This is a genomic window from Streptococcus sp. 2020WUSS089, from assembly GCF_044427405.1.
GTDB classification, from domain to species: domain Bacteria; phylum Bacillota; class Bacilli; order Lactobacillales; family Streptococcaceae; genus Streptococcus; species Streptococcus hashimotonensis.
Genome location: NZ_JAOTGD010000005.1, coordinates 44,145 through 62,999, shown reverse-complemented (window position 1 = coordinate 62,999; position 18,855 = coordinate 44,145). Strand labels below are relative to the sequence as shown.

Sequence of the window (18,855 nt, the reverse complement as noted above, 5' to 3'; positions counted from 1 at the left end):
TCTTCCTTGTCACACATTTCTTTCAAAATGCTGCCCTTCTATCACCTTAAAAATATAAAAATACCTCCTCAGTCGAGAAGGTAGGGGGAGCAATATTTATTTTTGCATATATTAATATATTACATTGTCGATATTGTCAAGAAAATTTTTAAAAAAAATGTCAAAAACAGCATCGAAAGGCTGTCTCTGACATTTTCTATTACAATTCGCCAACTAATTTCACAACATTTTCTACTGTGAAGCCGTAGTTGTCAATAACTGTTTGGGCTGGAGCTGAGGCACCGAATGTGTCGATACCGAGAACTTTACCGTCAAGGCCGACATACTTGTACCAACCTTGAGTTGCACCCATTTCAATTGCCAAGCGACGACGGATGGCATTTGGAAGGATTTCTTCCTTGTAGGCAGCGTCTTGGGCATCGAAGAGTTCAGTTGATGGCACAGAAACCACACGAACCTTAGTGCCTGCTGCTTCTAGTTCTTTGGCAGCTTTAACAGCCAAGTTAACCTCTGAACCAGATGCTAGAAGGATAGTATCAAAGCCTTCTGCTTCGTAAACCACATAGGCACCTTTTGCAACCTTGTCAAAGTCTGTTCCTTCTTCAACTGTCAAGTTTTGACGAGTGAGAACAAGGGCTGATGGTGTAGACTTGCTGGTCAATGACAAGTACCAAGCTGCCTGTGTTTCACGCGCATCTGCTGGACGGAAGACATTGAGGTTTGGCATAGCACGAAGTCCTGCCAAGTGCTCGATCGGCTCGTGAGTTGGACCATCTTCACCGACTGCGATAGAATCGTGTGTGAAGACATAAGTCACAGGAAGACCTTGAAGAGCTGACAAACGAACTGCTGCTTTCACATAGTCTGAGAAGACGAAGAAGGTACCACCGTAAACACGAAGTCCACCGTGAGCTGCCATACCGTTCAAGATAGTACCCATAGCAAATTCACGCACACCAAACTGGATATTGCGGTTGAGTGGATTTACTGAATCTTGCAAACCATCTTCCTTGATATAGGTCATGTTTGAGTGAGCCAAGTCAGCTGAACCTCCAAGGAAGGTTGGCAAAACTTTAGCCGCTGCGTTGAGGGCATCTTGTGATGAGTTACGAGTTGCTTGTGAGAAACCATTTTCGTAAACTGGGAAGTCTTCTGGCTTGATTTCAACTACGTCACGACCTTCCAAGATAGCTGTTACTTCAGCTGCTAATTCTGGATGAGCTACTTTGTAGTCTTCAACTAATTTCACCCAAGCATCGTAGGCTGCTGCACCGCGATCAGCTACATTAGCTTTAAAGTCCGCATAGACTTCAGCTGGAATTTCAAATGGACCATAGTTCCAATCAAGCGCCTTACGAGTTGCTTCTGTTTCTTCTGGACCAAGTGGAGCACCGTGAACGGCATTTGTACCTTGTTTGTTTGGTGAACCATGACCGATAACAGTCTTGATTTCGATAAGAGATGGCTTACCAGCTGCTTTTGCCTTTTCAATAGCAGCAAAGATGGCATCTACATCTGTACCGTCTGTTACGAGGTCTGTATGCCAGCCATAAGCATTGTAACGGGCACGTACATCTTCTGTGAAGGAGTCTTTTGTTTCGCCATCCAAGTTGATGTCATTTGAATCGTAAAGAACGATGAGTTTTTCTAATTTTTGAAGACCTGCGTAAGAAGCCGCTTCTGCAGAAACACCTTCCATCAAGTCGCCATCACCACAGATTACGTAGGTATAGTGATCAAAGATTGGGAAACCATCACGGTTGTACTTAGCTGCAAGGAAACGCTCTGCTTGGGCAAAACCTGTTGCAGTTGAGATACCTTGTCCAAGAGGACCTGTTGTTGCATCTACACCTGCTGTGTGACCAAATTCTGGGTGACCTGGTGTTTTTGAACCCCATTGACGGAAGTTCTTGATTTCATCCATAGTGACATCTTCAAATCCTGACAAATGAAGAAGTCCGTAGAGGAGCATTGACCCATGACCTGCTGATAAGATAAAGCGGTCACGGTTCACCCAGTTTGGCTGAGCTGGGTTGATACGAAGTTCTTTAGTAAAAAGGCTGTAGGCCATTGGAGCCGCACCCATGACGACACCTGGGTGACCTGATTTTGATTTTTCGATGGCATCAATACCAAGGAAACGAATCGCATTGACTGAAAGATTTGACATGTTTTTCTCCTTTTTTAAAGTCATGAATTTATTATACCATAAAGCGTTTTCTATGTCTGTTTGAAATGAAGCGAGAAATAAATTGTCCGTAGAAAAGAGGCAGGACTTTCGTCCCGCCCTTGGAGTGAACAGTAGTAATTTGCACATTTCATACTTTATCAGAGTTTATAGTACCTCTCCTCGTCTCTATGGAGCAAGAGAGTTCTCAATCTTATAACAAAGCCTTAAATTGAATATTTGAGTCTTCTAAGAAGCAATCATCAAAGCCACGTGGGTGGTGATATTCAATACGGTCCTTGTCCATCGGATAAGTATACTTGCCACCAACTTCCCAGATGAATGGATGGAAATCATATTGCAAGCGTTCCTTACGCATTTTCCAGAGCTGCAAGATTTCATCTGTTGACGCCATGAAGTTAGACCAGATGTCATAGTGAACAGGGATGATTACCTTAGCACGCAAGTTTTCTGCCATACGGAGAAGGTCGATTGAGGTCATCTTGTCTTGGATACCGATTGGGTTGTCACCGTAGTTGTTGATAGCAACGTCGATGTTGAAGTCGCGACCGTGTTTTGCAAAGTAGTTTGAGAAGTGGGAGTCTGCACCGTGGTAGATGGTTCCGCCAGGTGTTTCAAAGACATAGTTGACTGCCTTGCGAGCCATGAGTTCATCTGTCACAGGAAGTCCTGCTAATTTACCACCATTTTCGTCATAACCTTCGATTGGCAAGGTCACCAAGCAAGTACGGTCGAAGGATTCTACAGCGTGGACCTTGATGTCTTTGAACTCAAAGCTGTCACCTGGTGCGATACGAATAATGCGGTCTGCTGGAACGCCCCATTTTTCCCAGATGTCGCCACTTTCAACTGGACCGACAAATTTGACGTGGTCCAATTTAGGATTGTTGATGATGGCAGCAGCTGTGCTGATGTCCATGTGGTCACTGTGGACATGCGATACCAAGTAGTAGTCCAATTCATTGATGGCGAATGGATCGATAACCATCGGCTGCACACGCAAGTTTGGTTGCAATTTGCGAACACCTGCCATGTTAGCCATTTGGTGTCCCCAAACCATATCTTTCACTTTTTTAGTTGACTTGCCGCGCGATGACCAAAGGTCCATGACCACGTTCGCACCACCTGGTGTTTTAATCCAGACACCGCAGTTTCCAAGCCACCACATAGCAAAGTTGCCTTCTGGCACTACTTCTTCTTCAATTTCTTCATTGAGCCAAGTTCCCCATTCTGGGAAGGTTGAAAGAATCCAGGATTCTCTTGTAATATCTTGAACTTTAGCCATTTTCCATTCCTCCTATAAGGTACGTTTCTATGCTTCTAGTATATGCTCCAAAGGCAACAAAAAAAAGACCAAATAAAACACAGGCTTGTGTTCACACTTGGACTTTACCCTAATACAGATCTGTTTCAATATCTTGACTGGATAAATTGGTTAATAATTCATTGGTAATCAGTTTTTGTAGCCGTTGTTTGAGTTCTCGAGCGGTCCTTCCGTCTGCGATATATCCCGACAAAAGCTTGTCTAGTTCTACTGCAAAAACTTGTTTTTCATCTGCCAAACTACGATATTTTGCAAAATGAGTCATGTTTAGCACATCATCAAAATCTAAAATGGGGTGAACCTGAACCAAAGGGAAATCCGTTTCCAACCCATCGCTGGTTGTAATCAAGAAATCAACCTCTAGTAAGTCTTCGACACTCTTGAATTGTTCAGTGGTAAAGACGGCGCCAATCTTCTTATCTGGCAAGTGATGCTGGCATTGTTTATAAAGTAAGCGTTGGACTGACACCCCTTCATCACAGATTAAATAGACAATCTGTGTCTGTGCCTTGCGCGTCCCACTACGTCGAATAGCACCTCCTAGATGAATCGTCAAATAGGCAATATCTCCATCGGATAACTCAATCTGCCACTCCTCCTCCAAAATCTTTCCAGAAACCCGTGTCATAGCAAACAGGGTGCCGTATTTATCTTGGATTTGTTGGACCATTGGATTTTTAGATAGGATGCCGTAGGTTTTTCTGAACAACAGAGCCTTGCAATGTGCCAAGAGATGTTTGGCTAATTCATCTGGATTTTCCAATTCAAATGGTGAATGTATCTCAAAATGATGAATAAATCGCTCTACCACACGCTTCAAGTCAATGAAATCTTGGCTGAATACATGAACATCGCTATCCTTTCGATAGGATAGGAGTAGAATGGCAATCAGGGAGATTTCTATTTCATCCAATTTCAAATCAAAGGTTTGCAACAAGGCATCTTTCAATTCCTGAGCAACTCGGTACTCTATACGCTCTCGAACTTGTTCAAATTCTTTGAGAATGGCTCGTTCTTCCAAGTCATCCAGCTCCATATTGCGATAGCTAAGGAGCAAGAAAGGCAATACTTTGAGCATAAACTCGATTTCGTAGCGATTGATCTTCTTGCCTAGTTTCTTTTCTAGCTGCGATACTTGTCCCTGTAAAAATTGTGCCATTTCTTCTGAGAAGAGCAACTGACACCCTACCAACTCAAACAACTTATCTTCTAGAACCTGCAAAAAACCTTTATTGGCGTCCAAGAAGATGGTATAGAGAAGCGAGTGGACATATTGGATTTTATTTAAAGGGTGACAAACCAGACTATAGCCCTGACTCTTAGATACATAGAGGGTCATCTTGTATTGTTCTTGAGCCAACTGGGTTCGAATTTCATTCAAATCATTTAAGACAGTATTACGAGAGACTTCTGTCAACTCCATCAGCCGTTCAATGGTCACTCTTTCTGGTGTGATACAGATATATACCAACATCAGCTGAATGCGCTCAGGCATGCTCATGACGTAGGTGTACGAATCAATAGAATCGAGAAGATCTCGACAGGCTAGTTTTTGCGCTTCGGTAAGTCGAATACCGATGCGAGGTAAGCTTTCAATACTCTCTACAGTTGTTGGTAAGGCATCATTGATTTTTTCTAGATGGTAATAGATTTTTCGACGTGATTGTTGCAAGCCCTTGGAAATAGCCATGATTGTCTCTGGTTCCTGCAGACCAATCAGGTACCTCAGTAGAGCGCAACTACTCTTATCTAATAACAAGATTCTCCTCCTCTTTCCCCCGTCCTGTTACTATCTTAACATAATTACCTTAGATATTCTAATAATTATTAAAATTCATCTGATTATTACTTGTTTTATATTGCATAAATATCTTTAGTTAGAATTAATAGATGCTTTTAATAATTTCTACTCGGGTAATCAATTCTCCGTGCATGTTATCTATCCGAAGGGCAACATTTTTCAAATATACACAAGCACCAATAGCAATGGTTTTCTCCTCTTCATTGAGTTTTCGTGTCACAAAATCTCTCAAAGTCTCGCTACCTTCACTTGGAATTTTTACTCGTGCGATGATATTAGCCACTTTTACTTTCTGGCTGGCACGCATGATAATATTATTGGAATCATCAAACTGAGTAAAGAGGTATTTTCGCACTGCAAATAGGATGGCGACCGAAATAATTCCAATCAAGTAATCACTACTAGAACCATGCTCTACAATCAGTTGGCGAGCAATGGCAACCAGGAGTACCTCAATCACGGTGCTAGGTGACTGTTTGCAAAGCATTTTAATAAATTCGACTCCGACCGCCAAGGTCATTGCACGACTCAGAAAATTTTGAATAAACGTATCCGCTTGGATATCACTAGCTAATGAGCTGAGCAGGTCTGCAAAAAGAAGCGCTGACAAGGCTAAAAGGGCTAAGCCAAGTATGGCAGATAAAATCAATTCTAAATAGTAGGCTGTCTCTGTCAGACTATCCTGTAAAAATTTCCTCATCTTTCTCCTCATCAAAAGGGAAAAAGCAGTTCTCCCTTTTGGGGAGTCTGCTACTTTTCCCTACTGTTTTTTTTTCACACAAGAACTTAATGTTCGTCACCCTTTTGTCCATAGTAGGCATTAGGACCATGTTTACGGAGGTAATGCTTGTCCATGATATAGCTTGGCGCTGGCTCCACCCGTGGATTTATTTGTTCGGTGTAGCGGTTCATCCGAGCCACTTCCTCAAGGACAACGCTATGGTAAACTGCCTGAGCAGGATCCTTGCCCCAGGTAAATGGTCCATGGTTACGGACAACAATACCTGGTACAGCAACTGGGTCGATACCTCGACGCTCGAATTCCTCGATGATAACTGCACCTGTTTCTTTTTCATAGGCAGCATTCACCTCTTCAGCCGTCAAGGAACGGGCACACGGTACCGGACCGTAGAAATAATCCGCATGAGTTGTCCCATAAAATGGAATGTCACGACCAGCCTGAGCCCAACCCACTGCCTCTGTCGAATGCGTATGCACGACAGCATGGACATTGGGCCAAGCCTTGTAGAGGGCAACGTGGGTCGCCAAATCAGACGAAGGATTCAGATCTCCTTCCACTACATTTCCGTCCAAGTCGGTCACCACCATATTTTCTGGGGACAATTTTTCATAGTCCACACCAGAAGGCTTGATGACGATGCGACCAAGTTCACGGCAGACTTCTGATACGTTGCCCCAGGTAAATTTGACGAGTCCATGAGCAGGTAGGGCGACGTTGGCTTCATAGACCCGTTGGCGCATTTCCTGTAAATCTTTTGGCATTAGTTCAACCCCGCTTTCTCAATCAATGGATAGAGGAAATCTTGTGCCTCCTTGATAGCAGCTCGTGTTTCCTCAACCGTTTCGCAGTTTTCAGACCACATCTCAATCAAGAATGGACCTTGGTAATTGGTCTTTTTCAATACTGCAAACATATGCTCCCAATCCACACATCCCTGACCGAATGGGACATCACGGAATTGACCTTTAGAAGTTTCCGTTACCGCATAGGTATCTTTCAAGTGAAGGGCTGCAATGGAACGGTGACCCAAGTAAAATTCGCTGTAAATGTCATTGTGCCAAGCAGACACGTTCCCAGTATCTGGATAAACAAAGAGATATGGCGAATCGATTTCTTTCTCAACAGCTAGGTATTTTTCAATGGAGTTGATAAATGGATCATCCATAATCTCAATAGCCAACATGACCTGAGCCTGTTCTGCCCAGTCGCAAGCCTTACGAAGATTCTTGATGAAACGCTCTCTGGTTTCAGGCGATTTTTCCTCGTAGTAAACATCGTAGCCAGCCAACTGGATGACACGGACACCAAGGTCCTGAGCCAGTTCGATACACTGTTTCATGGTTTCCAAGGACTTGGCTTCAAGAGCAGGATCATTGGAGCCTAGCGGGTAGCGACGGTGACCAGAGAAACAAATAGTCGGAATGCGGACACCTGTTTCATAGATAGCCTTGACCAGCTCCAAGCGTTCTTCCTTAGTCCACTCCAAACGTGCTAAACGTGCATCACTCTCATCCACCGACATTTCCACAAAATCAAAACCTAATTCTTTGGCAAACTCCAAACGTTCTTTCCATGTGAAATGCTTGGGCGTTGCCTTTTCATATATTCCGATTGGTCGTGCCATGGGCCTTACCCCCAGATACGACGGATTTCGTCTTTGAATTCACGTGCTGCAGCTGCTGGATCTGCCGCTTCTGTGATACCGCGACCTGCGATAAAGGTGAAGACATCTACACCCTCAAAGAGTTTTAGGGTATCAACATCCAAACCACCTGTTACAGAAACACGGAAGCCCATATCAACCAATTTTTTCACTTTATTGAGGTCTTTTTCGCCCCAAGTTTCGCCAGCAAGGAGGGCATCACGAGATTGGTGGTAAATCGCTTGGGAAATGCCTGCGTCCAACCAGAGTTGAGCCTGTTCATAAGTCCAGTCACCATAGAGTTCGATTTGGATTTCACCCTTGTCACCACGCACTTCCTTGATGGCCTTCAAAGCAGCTTCCATAGTTGGAATAGTTGCAGAACAGATACAAGTCATCCAGTCCGCACCACGAACGGCATTGTTTTTGGCAACCGTACCACCCGCATCCGCACACTTGGTATCTGCAACGATAATTTTGTCTGGGAAGAGGCTACGAAGCACTTCTACCAATTCGCTACCAACTTGAAGCAAGCAAACGGTACCTGCCTCGATAACATCCACTTCATGACCAACAGACACTGCAGCCTTAATCGCTCCCTGCAAGTCTGAATGGTCAAGGGCAACTTGTAAATTTGGAATATGTTTCATGTTTTTTCTCCTAACTTTCTAAATCTAAACCTTCTAGGTAAGGACTGTTTTGGGACTCTTCTACCATTGCCAAGACTTCCTCAGGAGTTTGACAAGCAATCAAACGCTCAATCGAATTTTCCAATTCAAAGAGAGCAATAATTTGTGGAATCGCTACGGATGTATGAATCTTTGGATCGGTAGCTGCAAGAGTGAGCAGAACAGACACTTCTTTCCCATCTGAGAAAACGACTGGTTTTGTCAAGGTAATCAAAGCAAAGGAATCCTTCAAGACGCCAACACCTGCTTGGGCGTGAGGCATAGCCATACCAGGCATGAGCACATAGTAGGGACCATATTCTTCTGTCGAGGCAATGATGGCATCATAGTATTCTTCTGTCGCAGCACCACTTTCAATCAGCGGTTCAACAGCCTTGTGAACAGCCTCCTGCCAGGTTTCCGCTGTCAATCCCAAGCGAATGGAATTATTTTCTGTAAATGATTTTTGTAAATTCATAGTTTTTCCCTTCTACACGCTATATGAAAGAGGCTGGGCAGAAAGTCCAACCTCGCTTCTCAGAGTTCGTGTCAACATCTCAGCGCAGTGGTTGATTGGCAGATTTGTTCGTGTTTCACACTCCAAATCTGACCTAATCAACTGTGCGGGGGTGGGAAGACGAACTCTTTTTAGACTGGTCGAGTTCTTTCCCACTCCCTAACGGCTATTTATAGCACTGCTTGTAATTTTGTTTTGATTTCATTGTCGTCCATGAGGTTGTCAAGACCAACCAAGTGACCTTTCGTGCGACCTTCCAACTCAGAAATCAAGTGGTTAGAGGCTACGACAATATCATATCCTGCCGCCAAACCTTTTGCTTCACCAACTGAGCAGGAAGCTGATTGAAAATCTGTTACGCCGAGTTGACGAAGGGCGTTTTCTACCTTCATCTTGATGACCATAGATGAGCCCATGCCATTTCCGCAGGCTGTTAAAACTTTAACCATAATTTCACTCCTATTTTATTTTTAATACATTATGTTCTGATTTTACAGACCAAGGATACTATTCTGCTTGTGCCTCGCCACGATAGTATGCTTCCTTATCTTTTGCTTTCGCAAATTGAAGTTGCGGAATAGCCAATAAGAAGAGGCAGACAAGAACATAACCAGCAATACCGAGGTACTTAAATGCAAATCCAAATGGTAACCATGGCACTTCGAAGTCAATGTTTCCGTGGTAACCACCGCTCAATTCAAGCAAGCCAACGCAGACTGCACCAAGAGCAACTTGAAGGACACCTGAGATGAAGGAAAGGATAGCTGCGGCTTTCCAACCACCACGTTTGTCAGCGTACACTGCGATTGCTGCGTTATCAAAGAATACAGGTACGAAACCAGTGATGATGAGGATTGGACTCTTGAAGACAATCAAGAGAACGATTGTAATCAACTGACCGATTAAACCGAAAGCAAAACCTGAAAGAACTGCGTTAGAGGAACCGAAGCCGTAAGAAGCTGCAACGTCCACCGCTGGGAATGAACCTGGAAGCAATTTGCTTGAGATACCTTGGAAGGCATTTGTCAATTCTGCTACGAACATGCGGACACCTTGCATCAAAATGAAAAGATATACTGAGAAGGTGAAGGCTGTTTGTAAAACATACATGAAGAAATCTTGTTTAGCTGGGTTGTATGGAGCACCTGAAGTGATAACTTCTGGATTTGCCATGATTTCTGGACCCAAGATGAACAAAATCACACCGAAGAACACAAGCATCAATGTCGCTGAAGCAACAACTGTATCGTGGAAGATGTTGAGGAAGCTAGGTAGCTTCAAGTTGTCCAAGTTTTCTTCTTTTTTACCAAGTTTTGGTGCGATCTTATCGACAAACCAGATAGCGAATTGTTGTTGGTGACCGATGGCAAATCCACCGCCGCCTGTTAATCGTTGCGTTGCTTCAACTGTCATATTTGAGCTGACTGCCCAGTAAATACCACAGATGATACCGATCGCTGCTGTACCGAATTGGTTACGAAGAGCTGGGATGAGGAAGAGTACCATCAAAGAGATAGTTGCCGCTTGTTGTACCATGATGTGTCCAGTGATGAACAGAGTACGTACTTTGGTAACCTTACGTAGTGCCACCAAGAGGATGTTGACACCGAAACCAATCAAGAGTGCTGTAGTGGCTGCTGATACGAAATCAGGGAACTCCTCAGCAATTTTCCCATTTGCTGCCGCAAGACCGAAGTAAGGGTCAATAACTGCTGCATCAATTTGGAACTTATAGTTCAAAGCCGCCAAAATCGGACGGAAGGTTGTTACCAAACCACCGGCTGCTACGTTCAAAATCATATAGCCGACTGTCGCTTTGATAAACCCTGCAAAAACATCATGAGGCTTTTTCTTTAGAAGGGCATAGCCCACCAATACTAAAAGACCTACGAAGAAGGCTGGATTCTGCAGGATATTCTGTGAGAACCAGTTTAATGGGGTTTGAAGGAAATCCATTTTTCATTCTCCTTTTTTGAAATGATTTTTATGGTTTTATTATAAGTTATGTAAGCGGAAACAAAAAGACCAAATAAAGCACAGGCTTGTGTTCACTATTGGACTATTTCCGAACTTTAATGGCTGATTTAATCAGAATTCCTCCCTATCGTTCACCAGCCCATTTATTCTAATAATCAATAAATAGACGTTATTTTACCTAAAAAATTAGAAGAACCTCAAAAAACACAAAAGAAGAGGTTGGTTTAAAACCAACCTCTTCTAGAGGGAAGTGATACTCTCAATCCTTGTATTTATAAAAGATTCACAAGGTTTTGAGTAGTGCTCCACTGGAGAGCCAAATATTATTACTCTTCCGATTTTTTATTTCTTCCTTGCGCAGCAACTGTCAATCCAAGTCCAGCAAGTCCGAGACCTAGAAGCGCCAAATCGCTTTGTCGGTCACCCGTAATCGGCAGACTCACCTTGCTTGCAGCACTTGTCGCTTGTCCAGATGCTTGAGCAGTAGTAGAAAGACTCGGTTTTTCAGCCTCTTTCTTAGCCTCCATACTGCCTTTCACAACAATACGTGTTTCGCTATCAACAACTGTTTCTGATAACAAATTAGTAGCAACTACCTTACCATCAATCAAGACTTCCTGATAAACCAGAACTTTCTTACCAGTTTTGCCTTCTTGAAGGACATGAGATTGATCGGTAGAGAGACTTGCATCATAGCGAATTTCCTCTACGATAGGAAGAATTTTTTCTTCTGTACGTTCCTTGGTAGTAAAGTCTAGACTTGGTTTTTCTTCAGCAGTAGGCGCTGTATCTGGAACTGCCGTAGTGATGTAAGGCAAACGAATCACCGTTGCAGTCAATGGCGCAAGTACAACTGCATCATCTGTCAATGTCACACCTACCAAATCAGTCAACGCTGCTATTCCAGCCCGCTTACCATCGACCAACACTTGACCCTTCAGCAATTCTTTGTAAATATCAGAAAGAACAAAACTGCGCTCCTTGCTGTCTGCGTTAACAAAGACAGCATAGCGGTCCCCATTGCTTGCAATGGTTTGATAGGCAATGACCACATCATTTTTGGCAATGCCATTTTGACCTGGAATTGAAATCAAGCTAACCTTCTGTTCAACTTCTTCTTTTGTTCCCAAACGGAAGGCATCTGTTGATTTACGCAAGGCAATCAATCCTTTTGTAAAGGCCTGAGTACGGGTATTCTCTGGATAGAGCGCCTCATCTGTCGCTTTGGTCCAGTCAAACTTGTTGACCGCATCCGATGAATCGTAAGAGTCATGAATGTAGTATGGATAGTCAAATGGCGTTCCATCTGCATTGGTCAACAAATGCGCCTTGTTTGGTACCTTGTCCTCTGTAACAGGGTTCTTGTAATCAGGATGGCGGAACTGTTTGGTCCGTCCATACTCCTGACCAGAATGGATAAACGGTGTCCCTTGAGCAGTCAAGACTAGCAAATTACCCAATCGTTGACGTTGGTGAATTTCAGTATAGTTTTCAGCAACTGACGGATCCTTCTTGATGGACTGAGCGATAATATCAAAGAGGGTCAAGTTATCATGCGCAGCAATATACTGGATCACATCACCTGGATCGTCTGCCAAGAAGTTGCCTGGTTGTGCCTTGATGTTATTGAAGACAGACTCAACACTCTTAGCACCGCCTGTGATAAAGGCTGGCTGACCTTCGTTTGGATAACCAGATTTGAGTGTGTTACGAATCTCATCTGAGAATACCGCAACCGTATCTGTTGAGCTCATCCAGTCTTGGTCCGCTGGCTGAACAGGCTGATTGGCATCGCCTGTAAAGGTTCGCCATCCTTCACCAAGCATAATAATGTTTGGATTGAGTTTTTGAGCTTCAGTAAAGGCCAGCTCAATTGCTTCGGCATCATGGTCACCCATCATATCGAAGCGGAAACCATCTACCTTAAACTCATCCACAATATACTTGATGGAATCAACTAAGACACGACGGCTCATGTAGTGAGTGGTTCCCAGACGACCACCACCAAAGCTTGATTTAGCCGTACCATCTGCCTCCATGAAGTGATAATAGTTTGGCTCCAAATCTTCAAACAAGAAGGTCTTAGAAGTGTGGTTATAGACCACATCCAAAATCACACCCATGCCTTGTTTGTGGATTTCATTGACTAGGTTTTTGAATTCCTCGATGCGTTTCATTGAATCTGTCGGATCTGTAGAATACATACCTGTAAAGGCAAAGTAGCTCTGTGGATCATAACCCCAGTTATAGTTACTGTTGCTTGATGCGTACTCGCTCATCCGCTCTGCATTTTTCAATTCATTGACAAAATAGTAGCTCATAACTGGGAGCAGTTGAATATGGGTCACACCCAGTTCTTTTAGGTAGCTGAGACGTTCTGCAAAGGCCGCAAAGGTACCGAACTGAGCTGTCAATTCATCGGAAATAGCAGGATCTGATGTGAAGTCACGGACATGTGCTTCATAGATAATGGCATCTTCACGCTGATTGAAGTTAGGAATTGTGGCATAGTCCAAACCACTTGGACCAACTTCTGATGGATCCACAATCGCAGCTTTTGCAATCCGATAAGATGGATCTGTATCTGCCAAATCACTATTCCACTCAGCTAAAGACTTAGCATATGGATCTAAAACAAGAACAGCTTGATCCCCACGAGTGATTTCATAATGGTAGTAGTAACCACGATAGTCCGCGATACCAAGACCTGATTGACTGTTTAATTCGAGGTCCCATTGTCCCTTATCGCCCTTGGTCATGGCCAATTTACCGACCACCTTAGACTGGTCATCCTTATCATAAAGAACAACTGCTACACTGTCTGCACTTGGAGACCAGAGAGTCATATCAACGACACTACCAGCCTGACGCACACGCGCACCAAGCTCCCCATCATAAGCATAGAGCTCATCCTTCAATTGCCAGCTCATAGTCGTTGTGAAGCTATCATTGCCATATTTGAGGGTATAGCCCGCATTTTCTTGGTTGAAATCCCCGAGGACTCGCACCTTGTTGCTAGTAAGATCCAAGACAAGGTCCGTCACAGCAACTGTCTGGCCATTTTTATCTGTTACAGACAATTTCTCCAAGATGCTATCCTTATCCGCACCTTCAAGCGTTGTAAAGGCTGCTTCTAGAGCTGTTAGGCTAACATGAGAAACACCTGTTACACGGACATTATTGACAAAATAAGGGTTGGTGTAAATAGTCGCATCATCATCCTTGAGGAAGATTTGTGTCTGATTTTTCAAATCTTTAAAGCTATAATCTTTCTGCTGAATCTTCACATCATCTCCTGACTTGCTTTCATCCAATAGCAGGAAGCCAATGGAACTTGGTAAATCTGTCAATTTAACATCAATATAGGCACCGTACTTGCCTTGGTTTTCAAAATCAATACCATTTGGCCAGTCACCCAAGGCAACATCTGTCACATCTCCCCAGATCCAGAGACCTTTTTGGTCATAATCGCCATCTGTACGGAAGTAATTGATACGGATATAGCCTTCTTTGAGTGGTTGATAGAGGCTGAGTTGATAGTTTTCATCAAACCAAGCTTCATTCATCTTGGTGCTAATCCGTTCAATGGTCTTATCACCTGTGATGTTCTCACCAGAAGTGTTATTAATCAAAAGACTAATCTTGCTAGCTGTTTCATCTTTCATCTTGATGTCCAGATAATAGCCATAGTCATCCTGTTTAGCGGTACTGAAATTGGTTGCACCCGTTGGCCAAGCACCAACATCTGACGATTGTTTTTCGACATCATCCCATGTCCATAAACCTAGGCTAGATAAATTATCAGATGGTAGAGTTTTAAAGTGAACACGGAAGTAGCCTGCTTCAATCGGTTCTTCAGTTGCTCCTTGCACACTTGCATTGACGATGTCACCTGCTTCTGTCTGAAGGAGCATGGTGCCACCTTGACCGATAGTTGGAAGTTCGACCTGAACAACCCATTTACCGTCTTTCTCGATAGCTTGATAAGATTTTCCTGTGTAGGCATCTGTAACAACCACATCTTTACCAGATACTTCAATCGCCATTTCCTTGTTCTCGGTATTGGTTGAGAAGACAAGATAGGCAGCTTGATCTTGGTAACTGCGTTTGCTGATAAGCCAACCTTGGCTATCATTTCCAGCAAGTGTTGTTGTATCACCACGTGAGAGCAATGTTGAATTGGCATTACGGAAAGCCAACAATTTTTGGTAATGGTCCTCTATGTCACTTGTCTCTACCTTACTCCAATCGAAATCGTACCGGTTGTCATAAACTGGCCAGTTGTTTTGTCCAGATTGACCTAATTCTTCACCGTAGTAGATGACTGGCTGACCTTTAGCAGTAATCAAGAGACTAGCAGCCAATTTCAGTTTATCCAGATTTCCTTCTTTTTCTGCGCCACCGAGACTGTAAAGGAAACCATCTTCGTCATGACTGCCCAAGAATTGACCCAGAGAAGCTGCGCTAGTCAGAACCTTGCTACGTTCTTCTAGCTCTTTTCCAGCTGCTTTCAGTTGACCATTGACTAAATACTTGGCGATATCCTTGAAGCCAAAGTCCAACAAGCTGTCCATCGTACCGATTCCCAAGTCACCCTTGGTATCTTTATAGTTAGCTCCCCATGTTTCTCCAATCAAGTGGAAGTCAGGGTCTCTATCCACCAATTCATTTTTGAAATGTTGCCATGTGGTATCATCAACGTGTTTGACTGTATCGACACGGAAAGCATAGATAGAGTTGCCCTTGGCAGTTGTTGAGCGTTCCAACCAAGATGCCTGCCAAGCAACCAACTGATTGCGAACAGCTGCTTCTTCTGTCTTGAAATCTGGTAATCCAGATAACGAACCTAGTTGGTCATCTCCCTGCTTATCTTCTTCCTTAGTCCGTACCATACCTGCAAAGGTTTCTTCTGTACCATAGCCAGCATGGTTAAGTACCACGTCAACAATAATATTGATGCCTTTTTCGGCTGCGGCATCAATCAATTCATGGAAATCAGCTAAACTTCCCAAATGCGGATTTAGTTTCTCAAAATTGGATGCCCAATAACCATGGTAAGCATAGTACTCTCCATCTTTTACGCTGCCAACATTCTGTGGAATATTTTCAACAATTGGTGTCAACCAGATAGAATCTACACCCAATTCTTTCAAGTAATCCAGCTTGGCTGTCACTCCTTTGAAGTCACCGCCTTGGTAAAGACCGCGAGGATTGGTCACGTCTCCGTCAACCACCTGATCATTGCTGGTGTCTCCATTGTAGAAACGGTCTGTCATCATGAAGTAGATGACTTGCTCGTCCCAGTCTTTTTCACCATCTGCCTTGATACGCTCCGTAATGGTCACATCCAATTTTGTTTCGTAGTAACCGTTGTCCTTGTCATAGACCTTTACAGGAAGACTATAGGTACCTGGCGCTGTGCTAGACGTCGCTTTAATGGTCACACGATTGAGCTCAGTAGAGATTGGCACAAGACCTCCGCCGATGGCACTTGTATCGACTTCCATTTTGACAATCTCAGCATTTTCAGGGTTGGTGACAGTTACAGATACCAAGCCACTTTCATTGTAGTTGAATGGTGCTTTCACACTTGCCTCAACAGTCACATTTTTTGTACCCGGAGTAGCTTTACTTGTATCTAATTCTACTTTCTCTTCGATAAAATATGGATTGGTATAAACTTTATCGTCATCATTTCGAAGGAAAATTTGGCTATGCCGTTTACGATCTGCAAAGGCTAAATCGATGGTTTTATTGCCAGCAAGATCTGGATTATTCTGATTGATTAGTAGAAACCCAAGCTTAGAATCTAAACCGTTCGATAGAGGAATGTCAACATAAGCACCGTATTTACCAAGTTTAAAGTCCACGGCACCTGTTGGCCAGCCATCACTCGCTTCAGTCGTATCGCCCCAAGTCCAAACGCCCCAACCTTCATAATTGTTGTCTTCACGGGTGTAGTTGATGCGGAGGACATTTTCATCTTTGAGCGGCTCATAGCTAGACACGCTGTAGTCACTAGCGATCCAGGCTTCATTCTGCTCAGGGACCAGAAGCTCCACTTTTTGGTCCGATTCTGTTATTTTTTCCCCATTCTTGAGGACCAGATAGCCAATCGTTCCCGGTGTCTCAGATTTTTTAATATCAACGTAATGACCGTAGTCATCTACCTGACTGCTTGAAAAATTCGCTGTATCCGTTGGCCATTGATTACCATCGGACGGCTCTGCCACTCCTCCCCAAGTCCACAGTCCTTGACTTTCCGGTGCTGTTTCGTCCACATTTTCAAAGTGCAGACGAATGCTTCCTTCTTCGATAGGAGCTTCCTCTGAAGCAGTTGCATCGGCTGTTTCTCTTACCGCTGTCGCTTCAGCTACCATAGAATCTGTAGCTTCTATCTCAGTTGTGGTCGCTTCTACCGCGCCGCCATCCTGTTCCGAAAGAGTCGTTGAACTAGTTGACGCAGGGAGGACGACTTCCTCTGCCTGCACTAGTTGACCTGCTCCACTTAAAAACAGAGCAGCCGCAATCCCAACAGAGGCTACACCTACATTTAGTTTACGAATGCCAAAAATCTGTTTCTTCTCTAGCATCCCTGTTCGTTTCATATTCTGAACGGATTTCTTTTTCATAGACTCCTCCATATAAATAAGTTTGAATTGTACACTACCAGTATATACAATTCCAAGGAGTCTTTGCAAACGTTTTCTTAAATGTTAGCGGTAACAAGTTTTGAACTACTATCTAACTAAAATAGAATAAATAGCTCCCTCCTCTTTTGCTCCTAGACGGCCTACTGACCAAAAAAAGAGACTACTGAGGTGTAGTCTCCCTTTCAATTAAGGTTGCCTGGCAGTAATGCCCCTGTCTAGCCAGAGGCTTGCCATCCAATATCGTCATTAAATGTTTGACACTAAGAGCCCCCATTTGTCGAATCGGCTGCTTCATCGTCGTCAAGGCTGGTCTGGACATCCGATCTAAAAAGAAGCCGTCAAAACCAATTACCCCAACGTCATTCGGAATAGACTTTCCTAGAGCCTGTAATCCTCTTGTAACCCCAAGAGCGAGACGATCCGATGCGCAGATAAAGCAGGTGTTTTCTGGTAAATAATCAAGATTTTTCACAAATTCTTCCGCAACACGAGAACGATTTTCCAATCGATAGAGATGAGTTTCTCGGCCCTGCATCGCATCTTTGTAACCTTCTTCTCTCCCTTTTTCAAAGGCTTCGGGCAAGTCAATCCCTACAAAAACAATCCTCTCATAACCTTTTGATAAAGCAAACTGGGTTGCGGACCTAGTCGCCAAACGATTGTCTGAATCTACAAAAGGAAGGCCTTCTTGATTCTCCCCGAATAAAATCAATGGCTTCCGCAGACCTTTCAGCCAGGGATAGTCATCCTTTCGAGCACCAGTCACAATGTAACCATCACATTGATCAGTAATCTGACTTGGATTGGTCACCAACTGCAAAGTATAATTTCGATGATTGAGCTCATCAGCGATTCCTGCAAGAAGGTCGATATAGTACGGCTCTACCACATCCATCTTTTCGAGAATGACAGCCTGAACAATCAATGTCCGTTGCTGAGCCAAGGCCTTGGCCGCCACATTTGGCTTATAGTTTAATTCTTCCATCGCAGCTGTTACGAGTGTCCGCAGCTCTTGTGTAACTTGTTCTGGATGGTTGATGACACGCGAAACAGTCATCTTTGATACATTGGCTAACCTAGCCACATCGGCTAATGTCGTCATAGAACTCCTCCCTAATTCTATTTCTGTTGCTTATCTTTTAGCAAGCAAACAGTCAAAATTGTGCAAACGTTTTCTTTAGGTTATTATATACTATTTATTACTAAAAAGTAAAGACCTTTCGAATACATTTATCGTCATTTAGTTTTCCTCCTACTACTTCCTTAGCCCACCTTGCCTAACTTCATCTATGCCTGCGGCTCATCGCCTCGTGCTAAAAGTACTATATAAAAATATCCATTCC

Annotated in this window: 12 protein-coding genes; all 12 read right to left on the bottom strand. The window is 43.6% G+C overall.

The features are described 5' to 3' along the window. Positions 1–199: 199 nt before the first annotated feature. The 12 genes from tkt to ODU46_RS05785 all read right to left on the bottom strand — a co-directional run bounded on the left by tkt (position 200) and on the right by ODU46_RS05785 (position 18,614). Entirely contained in the window at positions 200–2,170 is a 1,971-nt protein-coding gene (tkt, locus tag ODU46_RS05840; RefSeq protein ID WP_205026814.1) for a transketolase, read from the bottom strand. A gap of 211 nt (positions 2,171–2,381) precedes the next feature. Continuing rightward, positions 2,382–3,473 (bottom strand): L-ascorbate 6-phosphate lactonase, encoded by a 1,092-nt coding sequence (gene ulaG, locus ODU46_RS05835; protein ID WP_002938500.1) that lies wholly within the window; start codon positions 3,471–3,473, stop codon positions 2,382–2,384. Positions 3,474–3,582: 109 nt separating this feature from the next. Further along, entirely contained in the window at positions 3,583–5,271 is a 1,689-nt protein-coding gene (locus ODU46_RS05830; protein ID WP_029170952.1) for a transcription antiterminator, read from the bottom strand. Between the two features lie 124 nt (positions 5,272–5,395). Beyond that, a complete protein-coding gene (locus ODU46_RS05825; RefSeq protein WP_208498300.1) occupies positions 5,396–6,013 on the bottom strand; it encodes a hypothetical protein in 618 nt (205 codons plus the stop codon). Positions 6,014–6,099: 86 nt separating this feature from the next. Further along, on the bottom strand, positions 6,100–6,816 hold the full coding sequence (locus ODU46_RS05820) for an L-ribulose-5-phosphate 4-epimerase (RefSeq protein ID WP_024407670.1): 717 nt from the start codon (positions 6,814–6,816) through the stop codon (positions 6,100–6,102). After that, complete coding sequence (locus tag ODU46_RS05815) at positions 6,816–7,679, bottom strand: L-ribulose-5-phosphate 3-epimerase (protein WP_336371604.1); 864 nt, start codon at positions 7,677–7,679, stop codon at positions 6,816–6,818. Before ODU46_RS05815 ends, ODU46_RS05820 begins: the two co-directional genes overlap by 1 nt. A gap of 5 nt (positions 7,680–7,684) precedes the next feature. After that, entirely contained in the window at positions 7,685–8,347 is a 663-nt protein-coding gene (locus ODU46_RS05810; RefSeq protein WP_002939878.1) for a 3-keto-L-gulonate-6-phosphate decarboxylase UlaD, read from the bottom strand. 10 nt (positions 8,348–8,357) lie between these two features. Next, positions 8,358–8,843 carry a PTS sugar transporter subunit IIA gene (locus tag ODU46_RS05805; RefSeq protein ID WP_398579379.1) on the bottom strand — a complete coding sequence of 162 codons (486 nt, stop codon included), beginning with the start codon at positions 8,841–8,843 and terminating at the stop codon, positions 8,358–8,360. Between the two features lie 209 nt (positions 8,844–9,052). After that, complete coding sequence (locus ODU46_RS05800) at positions 9,053–9,331, bottom strand: PTS sugar transporter subunit IIB (protein WP_009910950.1); 279 nt, start codon at positions 9,329–9,331, stop codon at positions 9,053–9,055. A gap of 58 nt (positions 9,332–9,389) precedes the next feature. Beyond that, positions 9,390–10,838, bottom strand: coding sequence for a PTS sugar transporter subunit IIC (locus ODU46_RS05795; RefSeq protein ID WP_074391239.1), 1,449 nt, complete (start codon positions 10,836–10,838; stop codon positions 9,390–9,392). Positions 10,839–11,185: 347 nt separating this feature from the next. Beyond that, complete coding sequence (locus ODU46_RS05790; RefSeq protein ID WP_398579378.1) at positions 11,186–17,491, bottom strand: pullulanase; 6,306 nt, start codon at positions 17,489–17,491, stop codon at positions 11,186–11,188. 181 nt (positions 17,492–17,672) lie between these two features. Then, entirely contained in the window at positions 17,673–18,614 is a 942-nt protein-coding gene (locus ODU46_RS05785; protein ID WP_002939863.1) for a LacI family DNA-binding transcriptional regulator, read from the bottom strand. Positions 18,615–18,855: the final 241 nt, after the last annotated feature.

Coding starts and splice junctions, on each gene's coding strand:
- tkt (WP_205026814.1), bottom strand. CDS start 2,170: ATGTCAAATCTTTCAGTCAATGCGATTCGTTTCCTTGGTATTGATGCC.
- ODU46_RS05785 (WP_002939863.1), bottom strand. CDS start 18,614: ATGACGACATTAGCCGATGTGGCTAGGTTAGCCAATGTATCAAAGATG.
- ODU46_RS05820 (WP_024407670.1), bottom strand. CDS start 6,816: ATGCCAAAAGATTTACAGGAAATGCGCCAACGGGTCTATGAAGCCAAC.
- ODU46_RS05825 (WP_208498300.1), bottom strand. CDS start 6,013: ATGAGGAAATTTTTACAGGATAGTCTGACAGAGACAGCCTACTATTTA.
- ODU46_RS05795 (WP_074391239.1), bottom strand. CDS start 10,838: ATGGATTTCCTTCAAACCCCATTAAACTGGTTCTCACAGAATATCCTG.
- ODU46_RS05790 (WP_398579378.1), bottom strand. CDS start 17,491: ATGAAAAAGAAATCCGTTCAGAATATGAAACGAACAGGGATGCTAGAG.
- ODU46_RS05815 (WP_336371604.1), bottom strand. CDS start 7,679: ATGGCACGACCAATCGGAATATATGAAAAGGCAACGCCCAAGCATTTC.
- ODU46_RS05810 (WP_002939878.1), bottom strand. CDS start 8,347: ATGAAACATATTCCAAATTTACAAGTTGCCCTTGACCATTCAGACTTG.
- ODU46_RS05800 (WP_009910950.1), bottom strand. CDS start 9,331: ATGGTTAAAGTTTTAACAGCCTGCGGAAATGGCATGGGCTCATCTATG.
- ODU46_RS05805 (WP_398579379.1), bottom strand. CDS start 8,843: ATGAATTTACAAAAATCATTTACAGAAAATAATTCCATTCGCTTGGGA.
- ulaG (WP_002938500.1), bottom strand. CDS start 3,473: ATGGCTAAAGTTCAAGATATTACAAGAGAATCCTGGATTCTTTCAACC.